Here is a 17,222-nt window from a genome sequence, read left to right as displayed (position 1 = left end):
GTTCTCAGCGAGCAGCAGGCGTCGCCACGGGATCGGACTCGACGGCGGGGAGTCGACGCGACAGCGCGGCGGCGAGGGCAGCGAGCGCGACGAGAACTGCGCCCACCAGATGGAAGGCCTGCAGCGCGCCCCGGGTGCCGGTCCCGCGGGCCGCGACGGACGCGAGGACGCCGACGCCCATGGACCCGCCCAGCCGCTGGGAGATGGTGTAGAGCGTGTTCCCGTCGGCCAGCTCCGACTCCTCGAGCGGCGCCAGGAACGCGATGAGCAGCGGCGTGGTGACCAGACCCGCGGCGGCCGCGCGCCCGCACAGCATGGCGGCCGTCACCCACAGCGGAGTGGTCTCCGTGAGCGCGAGCAGGGCCGCACTGGACAGCGCCAGCACGGCGAACCCGAGGGTGACGAGGTCGCGGAGAGGTATCCACCTCGACACCCGCTGACCGAGGACCGTGCTGAACCCCATGACGATGCCTTGGGGGAGGAGCGCGACTCCGGTCGCGAGGGCGGTGTGCCCCTGCACGCCCTCGGTGAACACGGGCATGAGGAAGATGGTGCCGAAGGCGATGACGGACGCCACGACCTGCAGTGCGAGGACGAGCACCGCCCGCCCGCCGCGCACGACGTCGAGCCGCAGGACGGGTTGATCGCGACGACCTGACGACCAGCCGAACGCGACGAGCAGCGCGACGCCCGCGAGGAGCAGGACGTAGAGGTCCGCGTGACGCCAGCCCGCCGAGGTCCCACGGGTCGCGGCGAGCAGGGTGCACACCAGGCCGCTCGCGAGCAGGACGAAGCCCAGCGGGTCGAAGCGAGCGTCCGCCCGGGCACGCTCGCCGACCGGAGGCAGCCGGAGCATCAGGAGCAGCCCGAGCACCCCGAGGGGCACGTTCACGAGGAAGACCCACCGCCATCCGCCCGCACCGATCAGCAGGCCACCCAGCGTCGGGCCCAGCGTGGGGGCGAGGAACAGCACCAGGGCGGCCGACAGGGGGATCTTCCCCGAGCCGCCGACCCCGTCCTTGCCGAGCAGGATGCTGAGCGCGAGCGGCACGAGCGGCGCGCCCACGAAGCCCTGGAGCACGCGCGAGGCGATCAGCACGTCGACGGTGGGTGCCAGCGCGCAGAGGGCGGAGACGGCGACGAAGAGCACCATGCTCACGACGTAGACGCGCATGGTGCCCAGCCGGCGCGACGCGTAGGCCGTGAGCGCGAGGCCGACCGCCAGCGACAGGAGGTACCCGCTGACGACCCACTGGACGGCGTCCAGCCCCGCGGCGAGCTCGTGCGCGATGTCCGGCACCGCGACGTTGACGATGCTCGAGTCCAGCATGCTGAGCACAGGTCCGACGAGCAGCCCGAAGCGCGCGACCGAGCCGAGCGTGGTGCCGGAGCCCTGCGGCGCCCGCGTCGGGTTCACGGCTGCTCCGCCTCGCCCCGCAGCGCCTCGATCCACAGGAGCTCCTGCTCCAGTCGCTCCACCAGCTGCTCCTGTGCACGACGCCGCCACGACCGGGCGGGATCGGCGTCGGCGAGCAGGGAGCGCACCTGGGCGAGCGCGGCCTCCACGACGTCCTGCCGGGCGCGCAGGACGGCTCGCCGCGCCGGCACGGCGAGCTCGTCGAAGAAGCTCACGCGGAGCAGGAACTCCTCGTCGTCGCTGGCCAGGTCCGGCGGGAGCGTCGAGACGAGCTCCGTGAGCAGCTCGCGTCCTCTCGGGGTGAGGGCGTAGACGTTGCGCGCGGGCCTGCCCTCCTGCAGCTCGACGGTCTTGGTGACCGCCCCTGACTGCTCGAGCCGTCGCAGCGCCGGGTACAGCGAGTTGTTGTTCACCGCCGCGATGGACGGGCGCTGCACGCGCCGCTTGAGCTCGTAGCCGTGCACGGGACCGCGCCGCAGCACGCTCAGCGCGTAGATCTCGATAGTCATTCGTCCAGACTAACCTAGTGTTCACTGGACTATGCCGGCTCGCGAGTGCCCTCTTCAAGGGGTCGTCGCGCCCTAGGAGCCCGTCTCGAGCGACGTGCGCAGCTTGCTGAGCTCCTGCTCGTACTGCGACTCGCACGTGCTCGTCGCGGTGATCGTCAGGGCCCCTTCGAGGCACTTCTGCCGCGCCAGCAACGCGGGCCAGGAGGAGGCGAGCACGCCGAGGAAGAGCGTCCACAGCAGCGCGATCACCACGCCGGTCGTGAGCAGGGGCACGAGGCCGCGGGTCCGGCCGCGTGCGGCGACGACCAGTGCCCGGACGCCCACGACGAGCGCGGGGACGGCGAACAGCAGCGCGGGCGCCTGCCACGGCAGCGGCAGGGTGGCCACCAGGACGGACGCCAGGACGAGGACGCCGAACAGCCGCGTGAGGCTCGCGGCGCGCGCGACGACCTCCGGGTCCGGGGGCAGCCGCTCGGGTTCGAGCGCGACCTGCCGCCGCTGCACGGGCATGGGCATCGGGGGCGGCCACGAGGGCCCGTCCTGCGGGGCCGGCGCGTCCGCCCGGTCGCCGTCCGGCGTGCGCGGACGGTCCTCGGGGGGCGCGTAGGGGTTGCTCACCCCAGCATTCTCGCCCACGAACCGGTGACGGCGCCCCCACACCAGGCGCCGGTAGGGTCGGCCCGTGACGCACGAGACACCCCACCGCCCCACCCCGGCCACCCGCGACTCGGGTCGGCTCGTGGTCCTCGTCTCGGGCACCGGCTCGAACCTGGCGGCCCTGCTCGCCGCGCACGACGACCCCTCCTACGGCGCCCGTGTCGTCGCCGTGGTGGCGGACCGCAGCGGGATCCGGGCGCTGGACATCGCGCGCGAGGCCGGCATCCCGACCGCGGTCGTCTCGCTCAAGGACTTCGACGACCGGGCCGCCTGGGACGCCGCTGTCACCGAGACCGTGTCGGTGTTCTCGCCCGACCTGGTGGTGCTGGCCGGGTTCATGAAGCTGTTCGGGGCGTCGTTCCTCGGGCGCTTCGGCGGCCGGATCATCAACACGCACCCCGCCCTGCTGCCGTCGTTCCCGGGCGCGCACGGCGTGCGGGACGCGCTGGCCTACGGCGTCAAGGTCACCGGGTGCACCGTCATGGTGGTCGACGAGGGTGTGGACACGGGCCCGATACTGGCGCAGGCGACGGTGACGGTGGAGGCCGACGACGACGAGGCCGCGCTGCACGAGCGCATCAAGGCTGTCGAGCGGACGCTGCTGGTCGAGTGGGTCGGCCGGATCGCCCGCGGGGGCCTGCGGGTCGACGGGCGGCGCGCGATCGTCGGCTGAGGCCGGGACGCGCAGGCTAGACTCGGCCACGGTCGTGACTGGCGCAGGTGGGCTCAACCACCGGGGAGCGGCCGCAATGTCCCGCCACGCACCGCCCGCCTGGGTGCATGGGTCCGCCCTAGCCGACCCTGCACCCCCGGGAGCCGCCATGTCCTCCGAGCACACCCAGCGCCCTGTCCGCCGCGCGCTCGTCTCCGTCTACGACAAGACCGGCCTGACCGACCTGGCCGCCGCGCTGCACGCCGCCGGCGTCGAGATCGTCTCCACCGGTTCGACCGCCTCGACGATCGCCGCCACCGGAGTCCCCGTGACCCGCGTCGAGGACCTCACCGGCTTCCCTGAGTGCCTCGACGGGCGCGTCAAGACGCTGCACCCGCGGGTGCACGCCGGCGTGCTGGCCGACACGCGCCTGCCTGCGCACCTGGCGCAGCTCGAGGAGCTCGGCATCGAGCCGTTCGAGCTCGTCGTCGTCAACCTGTACCCGTTCACCGCGACGGTCGCCTCCGGCGCCGGACCCGACGAGTGCGTCGAGCAGATCGACATCGGCGGTCCGTCGATGGTCCGGGCCGCCGCGAAGAACCACCCGAGCGTCGCCGTCGTCGTCGACCCTGCGCGGTACGACGAGGTCGTCGCCGCGGTCGGTGCGGGCGGGTTCACGCTCCCTGCGCGGCGCCTGCTCGCGGCCGACGCGTTCGCCCACACCGCTGCCTACGACGCCGCGGTGGCCAGCTGGTTCGCCGCCGAGTACGCGCCCGACGAGCAGGCCGCCGACTCCGGTTTCCCGGCGTTCACCGGGACCACGTGGGTGCGCGGCGAGGTGCTGCGCTACGGCGAGAACCCGCACCAGCAGGCGGCCCTGTACCTGACGCCCGACGGCGCCGCGGGCCGCGGTCTGGCCGGTGCCGAGCAGCTGCACGGCAAGGCGATGAGCTACAACAACTACGTCGACGCCGACGCCGCCTGGCGCGCCGCCCACGACCACACGGACCCGGCGGTCGCCATCATCAAGCACGCCAACCCGTGCGGCATCGCGGTCGGCTCGGACGTGGCCGACGCCCACGCGAAGGCGCACGCGTGCGACCCGGTCTCGGCGTTCGGCGGTGTCATCGCCACCAACCGGACCCTGACGGCGGCGGCCGCGGAGCAGATCGCGCCGGTGTTCACCGAGGTGGTCGTCGCCCCCGCGTTCGAGCCCGAGGCGCTCGAGATCCTCGGACGCAAGAAGAACATCCGCCTGCTCCGGGTCGCCCCCGTGGACGGCGTGCGCACGGAGCGTCGCGCGATCAGCGGCGGCCTCCTGGTCCAGGAGCTCGACCAGGTGGACGCCCCCGGCGACGACCCCACGACGTGGACGCTCGCGGCGGGCACCCCGGCGGACGACGCCACGCTCGCCGACCTGGCGTTCGCGTGGCGGGCCGTGCGCGCGGTGAAGTCCAACGCGATCCTGCTGGCCGACGCCGGCGCCTCCGTCGGAGTCGGGATGGGCCAGGTCAACCGCGTCGACTCGTGCCGGCTGGCCGTCGAGCGGGCCAACTCCGGGGACGCCGAGCGCGCTCGCGGGGCCGTGGCCGCCTCGGACGCGTTCTTCCCGTTCGCCGACGGCGCCCAGGTGCTCATCGACGCCGGGGTGCGCGCCATCGTGCAGCCGGGCGGGTCCGTCCGCGACGAGGAGGTCGTCGCCGCGGCGCAGGCCGCCGGGGTGACGCTCTACCTGACCGGGACGCGCCACTTCGCCCACTGATCAGGCGAGCTGATGAGGCGAGCTGGTCAGCCGAGCGCAGCGGACCGCAAGGGACGCCCCGGGTCGCCCGCCGCCGCGCGGTCGAGCCGGGGCAGCCCCGCGCCGGTGAAGAGCCGACGCGCGGCCCCGACGTCCCGCGGGCGGTCGACGGTGAGGATCGCGGAGACCTCGTCGGAGCCGCGCCGGAACCAGAGCGCCGCCCAGCCCGGTCCGGCCGGGTCGCCACGGAGCACCACCTCGTCCGCCGTGCGCGGGTGCCCGAACAGGGCCAGCTCGTGCCCCAGCTGGGTGGAGAAGACGTAGGGCGCGACGTCCGGCGGGGTGTCGTCGGGGGTGCCCAGCAGGCCCGCGACGAGCGCGGCGGGTCCGCGCAGCGCACCGTCCCAGTGGCCACCGGGGATCCAGCCGTGGCGCGGGGAGCGCCGGAGCGCGACGTCGCCGACCGCGCGGACCGATCGCGGCGCGCCGAGCACCGCGTGGTGCTCGTCGACCCTCAGGGAGCCGTCGTCCTCGCGGGGGAGCGCCCCGGCCAGCCAGTCGGTGGTCGGGCGCGCGCCCACGGCCGCCAGGACGACGTCCGCGGCGATCAGCTTGCCGTCGGCCAGGCCCACGCCGTTGGTGCCCACCTCGACCACGTGCTCGCCCGTCAGCAGCCGCACGCCGGCCGCGGCGTACCACGGGGTGGTCAGCTCACCGACGGCCTGGCCGAGCGCCGCGGCGAGCGGTGCCCCGGTCGCCTCGACCACCACCACCTCGACGCCCGCAGCGGCGGCCACCCCCGCCACCTCCGCGCCGATCCACCCCGCACCGATCACGACGAGGCGCGCCCCCGGGCTCAGAGCCGCACGGAGCCGGTCCGCGTCCGCGGCGGTGTGCAGGGTCAGCGCGGTCTCCCACCCGGGCGGGCGGACCGCGTGGGCGCCGCTGGCGACGACGAGCGCGTCGGCCGACAGCGGGCCGTCGTCGGTCAGCACCTCGGGGCGCGCGCCCGAGAGCGACAGCGCGCGGGCGGGCGTGCTCAGGTGGACCTCGTCGGCGAGGGCGAGCAGGTCGACGCCGATCTCGTCCGTGAGCCAGGTGGGCGTCGGCCGGTCGAGCAGGTGCTTGGACAGCGGGGGGCGGTCGTACGGGGCGATGCCCTCGGTGCCGAGCACGACGACCCGCCCGTCGAACCCGCGTTCGCGCAGCGCCGCCACGGTCTGGGTGGCCGCGAGTCCCGCGCCGACCACCAGCACGTCCCGCGGCGAAGAGGTATCCAGGTGCTCGTCGTCGGTCCGGGCGCTCACCTCGCAACGGTAGTCTCCCGTCGGGAGGCACGAGCGAGATGGTGAGGGAGCGCATGAGCGGGGGAGCCGGGGTGCATCGCGCGGCTCCCGCTCACCCCGGATCCCCGAAGCGCCCCGAGCCCGCCGTGCCGGACGTGCCCCCCGTGCCGCCCGTGCGACCGGCCGACCCGACGCCCCCGTCGACCGGTCCGATCCCCGTCGAGCAGGCGCCGCTGGACCCTCGAGCCATCGCGCGCGCGTCGCTCGACGCGGCCCGCAACGTGTCCCTCTGGTGGACCTGCTCGGGCATCGTCGTCGCCACGCTGGTCGCCCTCGTCGTCGGCACCCGCGAGGGCGCGTGGGTGCTCTCCGGCGTCGCCCTCGTGGGCGCGCTCGTCCGGGCGGTCCTGCCGTCGCCGGGTCCCGTCGCGCTCAGCGTGCGCGCCAAGGCGATCGACGTCGTCGTCCTCGTCCTGTTCGGCACCGGCATCGCGCTGCTCGCCCAGATCCTGCCCCGCTGACGCACGGACGCCCGGCACCACGAGGGTGCCGGGCGTCCGGTCGTGCAGCGGGTCAGGCGGAGGTCAGCGCTCCGTGACCACGAGGACGTCGTCCGTGGTGACGTACGCGTCGTCCTCCTCGAGCAGGTTGTCCTCGGCCGGCTCCGCGGCGAACGCGCGGTAGACCAGGCCGGCCAGCGCGGCACCGACCAGCGGGGCCACCCAGAACAGCCAGAGCTGGCTCAGGGCCCAGCTGTCCGAGAAGACCGCGGCGGCGGTCGAGCGCGCCGGGTTGAGCGACGCGTTCGTCACGGGCATCGCGACGAAGATGAGCACGGCGAGCGACAGGCCGATGGCGAACGGCGCCTGCACGTTGGCCGACCGGCGGTCGGTGGCGCCCAGGATGATGCCGACGAACACGGCGGTGACGACGATCTCGACCAGCAGGCCGATGACCAGCGAGAACTCCACGGTGCCCTGCGAGGCGGTCGACAGCGGCGAGTGCTCGCCGAAACCGTTGGCGACGCTGCTGAAGAAGGACTTCGCCGTGGACGCGGGGTCCTGCGTGATGGCGCTGGGGAGCGCCGACGGGACGGTGATGAACAGGACCGCCGCCGCGAGGATGCCGCCGACCAGCTGCGCGAGCCAGTAGGGCAGGACGTCCTTCCACGGGGTACGCCCGCCGATGGCCGCACCGAGCGTCACGGCCGGGTTGAAGTGGCCGCCCGACACGTGGCCGACGGCGATGATCGCCGCGACGACCGCGATGCCGAAGCCGAGACCGACGGCGAGCGCGCCCAGCTGGCTGATGCCGTTGTAGAGCGCGATGCCCAGGCCCACGAGCACGAGCGCGAACGTGCCGAACGCCTCGGCGCCGAGCCGGGAGACCAGGCTCGGCCCGGTCACGACGACGGTGCCGGCGGGCACGACGTACGCGTCGAGCTCCTCGACGACGACGTCCTCGTCCGCGGGCTCCGGCGCGACGACGGGCTCCTCGACGACCGGCTCGGCCGCGGCGGCTGCCGTCGTCTCCTCAGGAGCAGGAGCCGGAGCCGGAGCCGGCGCGGCGGCGGGGGTCGTGTCGGGCTCCGGGGAGCCGGCGGCCTTCTCGGGGTTGTCCTGTGACATGTCGATCCTGTCGTGAGTCATCGTCGATGGGCGATCTGGTGCGCGGGGAGCCTGCCACGCCCGGCTGTGCGGTCGTGACGACGCGGTGCTCGGCGTCGTTCCCCTGACGGGGGCCAGCATGCCAGTCCCGTGCGGTCCGGTCACGGCAAACGACAGCGTGCGACTCACGCGGATCTCTCGACGTCGAGTAATCTTGTCCGCGGACCCGCGCCGGCAGCCGCTCCATCGTGCCGTGCCCCCACCCGTCCCCAGCATCAGGAGATCCCCGCATGGCGAAGATCAAGGTAGTCGGCCCGGTCGTCGAGCTCGACGGTGACGAGATGACCCGCATCATCTGGCAGTTCATCAAGGACCGCCTGATCCACCCGTACCTCGACATCGACCTGCGCTACTACGACCTGTCGATCCAGAACCGGGACGCCACCGACGACCAGGTGACCGTCGACGCCGCGAACGCCATCAAGGAGCACGGGGTCGGCGTCAAGTGCGCCACCATCACGCCCGACGAGGCCCGCGTCGAGGAGTTCGGCCTGAAGAAGATGTGGGTGTCGCCCAACGGGACGATCCGCAACATCCTCGGCGGCGTCGTCTTCCGCGAGCCGATCATCATCAGCAACATCCCCCGCCTGGTGCCGGGCTGGAACAAGCCGATCATCATCGGCCGTCACGCCTTCGGCGACCAGTACCGCGCGACCAACTTCAAGGTCCCCGGCGCCGGCTCGCTGACCATGACGTTCACGCCCGCCGACGGGTCGGAGCCGATCCACCAGACGGTCGTCACGTACCCCGAGGGCGGCGGCGTCGCCATGGGCATGTACAACTTCAACGACTCGATCCGGGACTTCGCGCGCGCCTCGTTCGCCTACGGCCTGCAGCGCGGCTACCCGGTGTACCTGTCGACGAAGAACACGATCCTCAAGGCCTACGACGGCTCGTTCAAGGACATCTTCCAGGAGGTGTTCGACGCCGAGTACGCGGCGGACTTCGCCGCCGCCGGGCTCACCTACGAGCACCGCCTCATCGACGACATGGTCGCCGCGGCCATGAAGTGGGAGGGCGGCTACGTCTGGGCGTGCAAGAACTACGACGGCGACGTGCAGTCCGACACGGTCGCGCAGGGCTTCGGCTCGCTCGGCCTGATGACGTCCGTGCTCATGACGCCCGACGGCAAGACGGTCGAGGCCGAGGCCGCGCACGGCACAGTGACGCGCCACTACCGCCAGCACCAGGCCGGCAAGCCGACGTCGACCAACCCGATCGCGTCGATCTACGCCTGGACCGGTGGCCTGAAGCACCGCGGCAAGCTGGACAGCACGCCCGAGGTCACGCAGTTCGCCGAGACGCTCGAGCAGGTCGTCGTCGAGACCGTCGAGTCGGGCGCGATGACCAAGGACCTCGCGTCGCTGGTCGGCCCGGACCAGGCGTGGCAGACCACCGAGGAGTTCCTCGCGACGCTCGACGCCAACCTGGCGGCCAAGCTCGCCTGACCTCGCACATCACGGACGGCGTCCACCCTCGGGTGGGCGCCGTCGGTCGTCTGCGGGGTAGCGTGAGGGCGCCGTCGTCGTCGATCGAAGGAGCCCGTTCCGTGGCCAGCTCGCCCGTCACCGTGACCGTCACCGGAGCCGCCGGCCAGATCGGCTACGCGCTGCTCTTCCGCATCGCGTCCGGCCAGCTGCTCGGCCCCGACACCCCGGTCCGGCTGCGCCTCCTGGAGATCCCGCAGGCGGTCAAGGCCGCCGAGGGCACCGCGATGGAGCTGGACGACTGCGCGTTCACCACGCTGGACAGCGTCGAGATCTACGACGACGCCACCGCCGCGTTCGACGGGGTCAACGTGGCACTGCTCGTCGGCGCCCGGCCGCGCACCGCCGGGATGGAGCGCGGGGACCTGCTCTCGGCCAACGGCGGCATCTTCAAGCCCCAGGGCGAGGCGATCAACGCCGGTGCCGCCGACGACGTCCGGGTGCTGGTCGTCGGCAACCCGGCCAACACCAACGCGTTCATCGCGGCCTCGCACGCCCCCGACGTGCCCAGCGAGCGGTTCACCGCGATGACCCGCCTGGACCACAACCGCGCGCTCTCCCAGCTGGCGACGAAGACGGGGTCGACGGTCGGCGACATCGCGCGGCTGACCATCTGGGGCAACCACTCCGCGACGCAGTACCCGGACCTCTCGCACGCGACGGTCGGTGGCCGGCCCGCCCTCGAGGTCGTCGGCGACGACGCCTGGGTGCGCGACACGTTCATCCCGACGGTCGCCAAGCGTGGCGCCGCGATCATCGAGGCCCGCGGCGCGTCGTCGGCGGCGTCCGCGGCGAACGCGGCCATCGACCACGTGCACACCTGGGTGCACGGCACGCCCGCGGGCGACTGGACCTCCGCCGGCATCGTCTCCGACGGCTCGTACGGGGTGCCCGAGGGGCTGATCTCCTCGTTCCCGGTCACCTCGGTCGACGGTCGCTGGCAGATCGTGCCGGACCTGTCGGTGGACGAGTTCTCGCGGACGCGGATCGACGCGTCCGTCGCGGAGCTGGTCGAGGAGCGCGACGCCGTCCAGGCACTGGGCCTGCTCTGAGCCGGGTGCTCTGACGTGTGGGCCGAGGAGGTCGCGGTCGCGCGCCCGGGCACTGGGGTGGGGGCGTTCCTCGGGTGGGTGCTGCTCGGCGCGGGGATCGGGGTCGGCTTCGGGCTCGGTCGTGACGTCGGGACCGTCGGCCTCTTCGGCGCGCTCGGGCTCCTGCTGGTGGTCGGTGTGCTCGTCGTGCGCCAGGGTCCTCGTCCTGCCCAGCTCGGCATCGTCACGGGTCTCGGCGCCCTGCCGCTGTCCATCGGCTGGCTCAACCGGTTCGGTCCGGGCGAGTTCTGCACCGGTGGCGTGACCGGGGCGTCGGAGTGCATCGCGCAGGCGAACCCGTGGCCGTTCGTCCTGGTCGGGATCGTCGTCGCCGTCGTCGGCGTGGTGCTGTTCGCGCGTGCCCGCCGGGCGCCCGGGCGGCTCGTCGCGCCGCCGCGGGCCTGACGTGCGGGTCGCCATCCGGGTCCGGCCCGGAGCCTCCCGGACCGCCGTCGGCGGCACGCACGCCGACCGGCTCGTGGTCGCCGTGAGCGCCCGGGCGGTCGACGGCGCCGCCACGCAGGCCGCGCTCGAGGCCCTCGCCAAGGCGCTCGGCGTGCGGCCGCGCCAGGTCCGGCTGGTGTCGGGGGCGACCAGTCGCGACAAGCTGGTGGAGGTCGACGCCGACGAGGCGGAGGTCGCCGGGCGGCTCGAGGAGCTCCGGACGACCTGACGGTGCGTGTCCGGTCCCTCCCGTCGAGGGTCATTCGTCGCTATCTCTTGCTGCAAGTTGCTGCAAGCGGATACGGTCGGCGACACCTGCCTCGCACATCGACGTGCGGGGAGACGAAGGAGTCGCCATGTCGCCCGCCGACGCCCCCGTCCGCCCCCTGTCTCGAGCCTTCGCCGGCGTGACCGCTCTCGCGGTCGTCGGCGTCGGGCTCGTCGCCGCGGTAGGAACACCCGCCGCAGCCGCCGACCGCACCGTCGCCCTCGTCGGCAGCCTGCAGAGCGAGCTCGGTTGCCCGGGGGACTGGCAGCCCGACTGCACCACCACGGACCTCGCCCTCACCGCCACGGAGGGGGTCTACTCCGCGGACTTCACGGTCCCGGCCGGTGCGTACGAGTACAAGGTCGCGATCAACGACACCTGGGACGAGGCGTACGGCAAGAACGGCGGTGCCGACAACATCCCGCTCGTCATCGAGGGTCCGTCGACGCTGCGGTTCACCTACGACGACACCACGCACCGCATCGCGCTGACCCCGCTGGACCTGGGCGCGGGCTACACGCCGGCGGACGACGCCCTCGTCGCGACCCCCGTGCGGGACCCGGGTGCGAACGAGCAGTTCTACTTCGTGATGACCGACCGGTTCGCCGACGGCGACGACGCGAACGACGCCGGCGGGCTCACGGGCGACCGGCTGGCCACGGGGTTCGACCCCACCGACAAGGGCTTCTACGAGGGCGGCGACCTGGCCGGCCTGCACAGCAAGCTGGACTACATCGAGGGCCTGGGCACCACGGCCATCTGGCTGACCCCGTCGTTCAAGAACCGTGCCGTGCAGGGCACCGGGGCGGACGCCTCCGCCGGCTACCACGGCTACTGGATCACCGACTTCACGCAGATCGACCCGCACCTGGGCACCAACGCCGAGCTGGAGGCGCTGATCGCCGACGCCCACACGCGCGGCATCAAGGTCTACTTCGACATCATCACGAACCACACGGCCGACGTCATCGACTACACCGAGGGCCAGTACGGCTACATCGACCAGGCCACCAGCCCGTACACCGACGCCGGCGGCACGGAGTTCGACCCCGCGACCTACGCGGGCACCGACACCTTCCCGACGATGGACGCCGCGACGAGCTTCCCGTACACGCCGGTGATCAAGCCCGAGGACGCGAACGTCAAGGTTCCGGCCTGGCTGAACGACCCGACGCTCTACCACAACCGCGGGAACTCGACGTACACCGGGGAGTCCACGACGTACGGCGACTTCTCCGGCCTGGACGACCTGATGACCGAGAACCCGACGGTCGTGAACGGCTTCGTGGACGTCTACAACGACTGGGTGGACCTGGGCGTCGACGGCTTCCGCATCGACACCGCCAAGCACGTGAACTTCGAGTTCTGGCAGAAGTTCTCCACGGCCGTGCGCGACCACGCGACCGCCGTCGGCAACCCCGACTTCTTCATGTTCGGCGAGGTCTACGACGCCGACCCCGCCAAGCTGTCTCCGTACCTGCGCGACAGCGACATGAACGCGGTCCTCGACTTCACGTTCCAGTCGGCTGCCGCCAACTATGCCAAGGGCTTCTCGGCGGGCGGCCTGAAGGCGCTCTACGCGGGCGACGACAGGTACACGACCCCGACGACGAACGCGCAGGCGCTGCCCACGTTCCTGGGCAACCACGACATGGGCCGCATCGGGTACTTCGTGAAGAGCGCGGACAACCCGGAGCAGCGCTCCGAGCTGGCGCACTCCCTCATGTACCTGACGCGCGGCCAGCCGGTCGTGTACTACGGCGACGAGCAGGGCTTCGCGGGCGTCGGCACGGGTGGGGACAAGGACGCGCGGCAGTCGCTGTTCGCCACGCAGGTGCCCGAGTACGCCGGCCAGACGCTGCTCGACGGCACGACCCTCGGCTCGGTCGACCGGTACGACACCGACTCGGTGCTGTACGACCACATCGCCGAGCTGGCCGCCCTGCGGTCCGCCCACCCGGCGCTCCAGGACGGTGCCCAGATCGAGCGGTACGCGGACGGCGCTGTCTACGCGTTCAGCCGCGTCGGCGCCGACGAGAAGATCGAGCACCTGGTCGCGACGAACAACGGGACGGCCCCGGCGACCGTCACGATCGACACCCTGACGCCCGGCGCGACGTTCGCGCCGCTGTACGGGACGTCCACGTCGGTGACGGCAGCGTCCGACGGCACGGTCTCCGTGACGATCCCCGCCCTGAGCGCGATCGTCCTGAAGGCCGACACCACGGTGGGTGCCCCGGCGACCGCCGGCGCCCTCACTCTCACGACGCCGACCGCCGGAGCCGGACTGACCGGCCAGGCGCCCGTGACCGCAGACGTGGCGGACGACGTCTGGAGCCAGACGTCCTTCGCGTACCGGGTGCTCGGTGACGACGCGTGGACCCCGCTCGGCACGTCGGAGACGACGTCGCCCCGCGTGTTCCACACCGTCACCGGACTGCCCGACGGCGCCGTCGTCGAGTACCGCGCGGTCACCGTGGACGCCGCTGGGAACAAGTCCGCCGCGTCCACCTACGCGAGCGTCGGCGTCGCCATCGACGGCGTGGTCCCCGACACGGGGCCCGTGAGCCCGACGTCGGTGTCCGTGCCCGGGAGCCACAACAGCGAGATGGGCTGCGCCGGTGACTGGGAGCCCGCCTGCGAGGTGGACCAGCTGACCAAGCGTGCGGACGGCGTGTGGTCCGGCACGTTCGACCTGCCGGTGGGCACCTACGAGTACAAGGTCGCCATCAACGGCTCCTGGGACGAGAACTACGGCGCCGGCGGCGTCGCGGGCGGCGCCAACGCGACGTACTCCGTCACGACCGCCGGCCCGGTGACGTTCTACTACGACGAGAAGACGCACTACTTCACGTCCACCGCGCAGGGCCCGATCCTCACCGTCCCGGGCTCGTTCAACAGCGAGGTGGGCTGCGACGAGGACTGGGCGCCGTGGTGCATGACGACGTGGCTGCAGGACCTGGACGGTGACGGGACCTTCACCTACACCGCGCCGGACCTCGCGGCCGGGTCGTACGAGGCCAAGGTGGCGCACAACCTCGGCTGGGACGAGAGCTACGGGGCCGGCGGCTCGCCGACCGGGGGGAACATCCCGTTCGCGGCGCCCGGCGGCAAGCCCGTCACGTTCTCCTACGTGCTGGCCACCCACGTCCTGACCATCACGGTCACCGACCCGCCGCTCCCCGGCACCGGGCAGTCGCAGGCGCACTGGATCGACCGGGACACGATCGCGTGGCCCGCGACCTGGGCACCTGACCCCGCCGCGAGCACGTTGGCGCTGCACGCCTCGCCCACCGGCGGTCTGGCGGTCCAGGACGGCGCGGTGGTGGGCGGCGAGGGCGACCCCGTCCCGTTGACCTACGACCCGGCGGGGCTCTCGGCCGACCAGCTCGCGAGGTTCCCCGCGCTGACCGGCTACCTCGCTCTGCACCTGCCCGACGGCGCGCCGACGTCCGACCTGCTGCGCGGTGCGCTCCTGGTCACCCAGGCGGCGTCCGACGGCACCTACGAGGCGGCCACCGGGGTGCAGATCCCGGGTGTGCTCGACGACCTGTACGCCGGTGACGCCCAGAAGCGGACCCTCGGCGCCACCTGGAAGAAGGGCGTCCCGTCGCTGGCCGTCTGGGCGCCGACGGCGCAGGAGGTCGCGCTGCTGGTCTGGCCCGGGACGTCGTCGACCGAGCAGCGCGTGGCCGCCACGCGTCAGGCCGACGGCACCTGGACCGTGGCCGGCAAGAAGTCCTGGACCGGTGCGCGCTACCTCTGGGAGGTCACGGTGTACGCGCCGACGACCGACCAGGTCGAGGTCAACCGCGTGACCGACCCGTACTCGGTGGCGCTCACGCTCAACTCGACGCACTCGGTGCTGGTGGACCTGGCCGACAAGGCCTTCCGCCCGAGCCAGTGGGAGAAGGCGAAGCAGCCGGTGGTCCGGCCCGTGGACCAGACGATCTACGAGCTGCACGTGCGGGACTTCTCCATCAGCGACACGACCGTCCCGGCGGCCAAGCGCGGCACCTACCTCGCGTTCGCCACCAACGGCGCCGGCCGCACGCACCTGCGCGAGCTCGAGAAGGCCGGCCTGACCACGATCCACCTGCTTCCGACGTTCGACATCGCGTCGATCCAGGAGGACCGCGCATTGCAGAAGACCCCGGACTGTGACCTCCCGTCGTACGCACCGGACTCCGACCAGCAGCAGGCGTGCGTCACGGCCGTGGCCGACGCCGACGGGTTCAACTGGGGCTACGACCCGCTGCACTGGACGACCCCCGAGGGTTCCTACGCGGTGAACGCGAACGGTGGCGCCCGCGTCGCCGAGTTCCGGACGATGGTCGGCGCGCTGCACTCCGACGGCCTCCAGGTGGTGCTCGACCAGGTGTTCAACCACACCACCGCAAGCGGCCAGTCGCCGCAGTCGGTGCTCGACCGCGTGGTGCCCGGCTACTACCAGCGGCTCAACGCGATCGGCAACGTCGAGACCTCGACCTGCTGCCAGAACATCGCGACCGAGCACCAGATGGCCCAGAAGGCCATGGTCGACTCGGTGGTGACGTGGGCTCGCGACTACAAGGTCGACGGGTTCCGGTTCGACCTCATGGGCCACCACTCGGTGGAGAACATGGAGGCCATCCGCACCGCTCTCGACAGGCTGACCCCGCGCAAGGACGGCGTGGACGGCTCGCGGGTGTACCTCTACGGCGAGGGCTGGAACTTCGGCGAGGTGGCGAACAACGCGCTGTTCACCCAGGCCACACAGGGCCAGCTGGGCGGCACGGGCATCGGCACGTTCTCCGACCGCCTGCGCGACGCCGTCCGCGGCGGGGGACCGTTCGACGAGAACCCGCGGATCCAGGGCTTCGGCTCCGGCGGCGGCACCGACCCGAACGGTGACGCGATCAATGGCTCGGAGGCTGACCAGCTGGCCCGGGCGGCGCACGACGCCGACCTGGTCCGCCTCGGCATGGCGGGCAACCTGCGCGACTACTCGTTCCAGACGAGCGCCGGCACGGTGCAGAAGGGCTCCGAGATCGACTACAACGGCCAGCCGGCCGGGTACGCCGACTCCCCGGAGGAGGTCATCACCTACGTCGACGCCCACGACAACGAGACGCTGTGGGACTCGCTCACGTACAAGCTGCCCACGGACACCCCGATGGCGGACCGCGTGCGCATGAACACCGTCTCGCTGGCGACGACCGCCCTGGCCCAGACCCCGTCGTTCTGGCACGCGGGCGCCGACCTGCTGCGCAGCAAGTCGCTCGACCGAAACAGCTACAACTCCGGCGACTGGTTCAACCTGCTCGACCTGTCCGGCCAGGACAACGGCTTCGGCCGCGGTCTGCCGCCGGCGGCCGACAACTCCACGAAGTGGCCGATCCAGCAGCCGCTGCTGGCCGACCCGGCGCTCAAGCCGACACCGGCCGACATCGCCACGGCGTCGAAGGCCGCGGACGACCTGCTGCGCCTGCGGTTCTCCACGCCGCTGTTCCGGCTCGGCTCGGCCGACCTGATCGAGCAGAAGGTCACCTTCCCGGGCTCCGGCCCGGACGCCGACCCCGGCGTGGTGGTCATGGCCATCGACGACGAGCCGGGCTGGAGCTCCGCGACCCGCCGCTGGACCAAGGACGTGGACCGCAAGCTGGACAGCGTCCTGGTCGTCATCAACGGGTCCGACGAGCCGACGACGCAGACGGTCGACGCGCTCCGCGGCCACCGGCTGACGCTGTCGCCGGTCCAGGCCCGGGGCAGCGACCCGGTGGTCAGGACCACCACGTGGGACAAGGCCACCGGCTCGGTGACCGTCCCGCCGCGCACGGTCGCGGTGCTGGTGGACCCCGCCGGTCACGGCGGGTGGTGGTGGCACCGCTGACGGCATGAGGTGACGACGGGCAGGCCGGTGACGGTCCTACCCGTCGTCGTCCGTGTGGTGCGGACCGACGGAACATCCCTACGGTGAGGACGTGTGCGGGTGCACCGCACGCGGCCGTGCATCCGGCGACC

13 protein-coding genes and 1 riboswitch are annotated in these 17,222 nt (G+C 72.6%); of the genes, 8 read left to right on the top strand and 5 right to left on the bottom strand.

All coding sequences use genetic code 11. The features are described from left to right. Positions 1-4: 4 nt before the first annotated feature. The 3 genes from ACO06A_RS02970 to ACO06A_RS02960 all read right to left on the bottom strand — a co-directional run bounded on the left by ACO06A_RS02970 (position 5) and on the right by ACO06A_RS02960 (position 2,544). Positions 5-1,417 carry a DHA2 family efflux MFS transporter permease subunit gene (locus tag ACO06A_RS02970; RefSeq protein ID WP_421734602.1) on the bottom strand — a complete coding sequence of 471 codons (1,413 nt, stop codon included), beginning with the start codon at positions 1,415-1,417 and terminating at the stop codon, positions 5-7. Continuing rightward, the gene (locus ACO06A_RS02965) at positions 1,414-1,926 is read right to left on the bottom strand and encodes a PadR family transcriptional regulator (RefSeq protein ID WP_421734601.1); all 513 of its coding nucleotides are present in this window, start codon (positions 1,924-1,926) and stop codon (positions 1,414-1,416) included. The genes ACO06A_RS02970 and ACO06A_RS02965 overlap by 4 nt, the downstream gene beginning before the upstream one ends. 72 nt (positions 1,927-1,998) lie before the next feature. Continuing rightward, positions 1,999-2,544 (bottom strand): hypothetical protein, encoded by a 546-nt coding sequence (locus tag ACO06A_RS02960; protein ID WP_421734600.1) that lies wholly within the window; start codon positions 2,542-2,544, stop codon positions 1,999-2,001. Between the two features lie 64 nt (positions 2,545-2,608). On the opposite strand from ACO06A_RS02960, the gene purN reads away from it, so the two are divergent. Continuing rightward, the gene (purN, locus tag ACO06A_RS02955) at positions 2,609-3,256 is read left to right on the top strand and encodes a phosphoribosylglycinamide formyltransferase (protein WP_421734599.1); all 648 of its coding nucleotides are present in this window, start codon (positions 2,609-2,611) and stop codon (positions 3,254-3,256) included. A gap of 24 nt (positions 3,257-3,280) precedes the next feature. Continuing rightward, positions 3,281-3,368: riboswitch (ZMP/ZTP riboswitch) on the top strand. A 36-nt stretch (positions 3,369-3,404) separates the two neighbouring features. Then, complete coding sequence (purH, locus tag ACO06A_RS02950; RefSeq protein ID WP_421734598.1) at positions 3,405-4,997, top strand: bifunctional phosphoribosylaminoimidazolecarboxamide formyltransferase/IMP cyclohydrolase; 1,593 nt, start codon at positions 3,405-3,407, stop codon at positions 4,995-4,997. Between the two features lie 26 nt (positions 4,998-5,023). Here purH and ACO06A_RS02945 read toward each other — a convergent pair whose 3' ends face one another. Continuing rightward, the gene (locus tag ACO06A_RS02945) at positions 5,024-6,283 is read right to left on the bottom strand and encodes an FAD-dependent oxidoreductase (protein ID WP_421734597.1); all 1,260 of its coding nucleotides are present in this window, start codon (positions 6,281-6,283) and stop codon (positions 5,024-5,026) included. 125 nt (positions 6,284-6,408) lie between these two features. On the opposite strand from ACO06A_RS02945, the gene ACO06A_RS02940 reads away from it, so the two are divergent. After that, the gene (locus tag ACO06A_RS02940) at positions 6,409-6,783 is read left to right on the top strand and encodes a DUF3017 domain-containing protein (RefSeq protein WP_421734596.1); all 375 of its coding nucleotides are present in this window, start codon (positions 6,409-6,411) and stop codon (positions 6,781-6,783) included. 63 nt (positions 6,784-6,846) lie between these two features. On the opposite strand, the gene ACO06A_RS02935 is transcribed toward ACO06A_RS02940, so the two are convergent. Next, positions 6,847-7,890: an aquaporin gene (locus tag ACO06A_RS02935; protein ID WP_421734595.1), complete on the bottom strand. Its 1,044-nt coding sequence runs from the start codon at positions 7,888-7,890 to the stop codon at positions 6,847-6,849. A gap of 269 nt (positions 7,891-8,159) precedes the next feature. Here ACO06A_RS02935 and ACO06A_RS02930 point away from each other — a divergent pair, with 269 nt between their 5' ends. From ACO06A_RS02930 to pulA, 5 genes are all read left to right on the top strand, one after another. Beyond that, entirely contained in the window at positions 8,160-9,377 is a 1,218-nt protein-coding gene (locus ACO06A_RS02930) for an NADP-dependent isocitrate dehydrogenase (RefSeq protein ID WP_421734594.1), read from the top strand. Positions 9,378-9,478: 101 nt separating this feature from the next. Beyond that, positions 9,479-10,468: a malate dehydrogenase gene (locus ACO06A_RS02925; protein WP_421734593.1), complete on the top strand. Its 990-nt coding sequence runs from the start codon at positions 9,479-9,481 to the stop codon at positions 10,466-10,468. Positions 10,469-10,483: 15 nt separating this feature from the next. Beyond that, complete coding sequence (locus tag ACO06A_RS02920; protein ID WP_421734592.1) at positions 10,484-10,912, top strand: hypothetical protein; 429 nt, start codon at positions 10,484-10,486, stop codon at positions 10,910-10,912. Continuing rightward, positions 10,866-11,180, top strand: coding sequence for a DUF167 domain-containing protein (locus ACO06A_RS02915; protein ID WP_421734591.1), 315 nt, complete (start codon positions 10,866-10,868; stop codon positions 11,178-11,180). The genes ACO06A_RS02920 and ACO06A_RS02915 overlap by 47 nt, the downstream gene beginning before the upstream one ends. Positions 11,181-11,307: 127 nt before the next feature. Continuing rightward, positions 11,308-17,091, top strand: coding sequence for a pullulanase-type alpha-1,6-glucosidase (pulA, locus tag ACO06A_RS02910; RefSeq protein WP_421734590.1), 5,784 nt, complete (start codon positions 11,308-11,310; stop codon positions 17,089-17,091). The last annotated feature ends 131 nt before the right edge of the window (positions 17,092-17,222 follow it).

The sequence above is a fragment of the Cellulomonas sp. genome (genome assembly GCF_965229465.1).
Lineage (GTDB): Bacteria > Actinomycetota > Actinomycetes > Actinomycetales > Cellulomonadaceae > Cellulomonas.
This window is presented reverse-complemented; position numbering and strand designations above follow the sequence as displayed.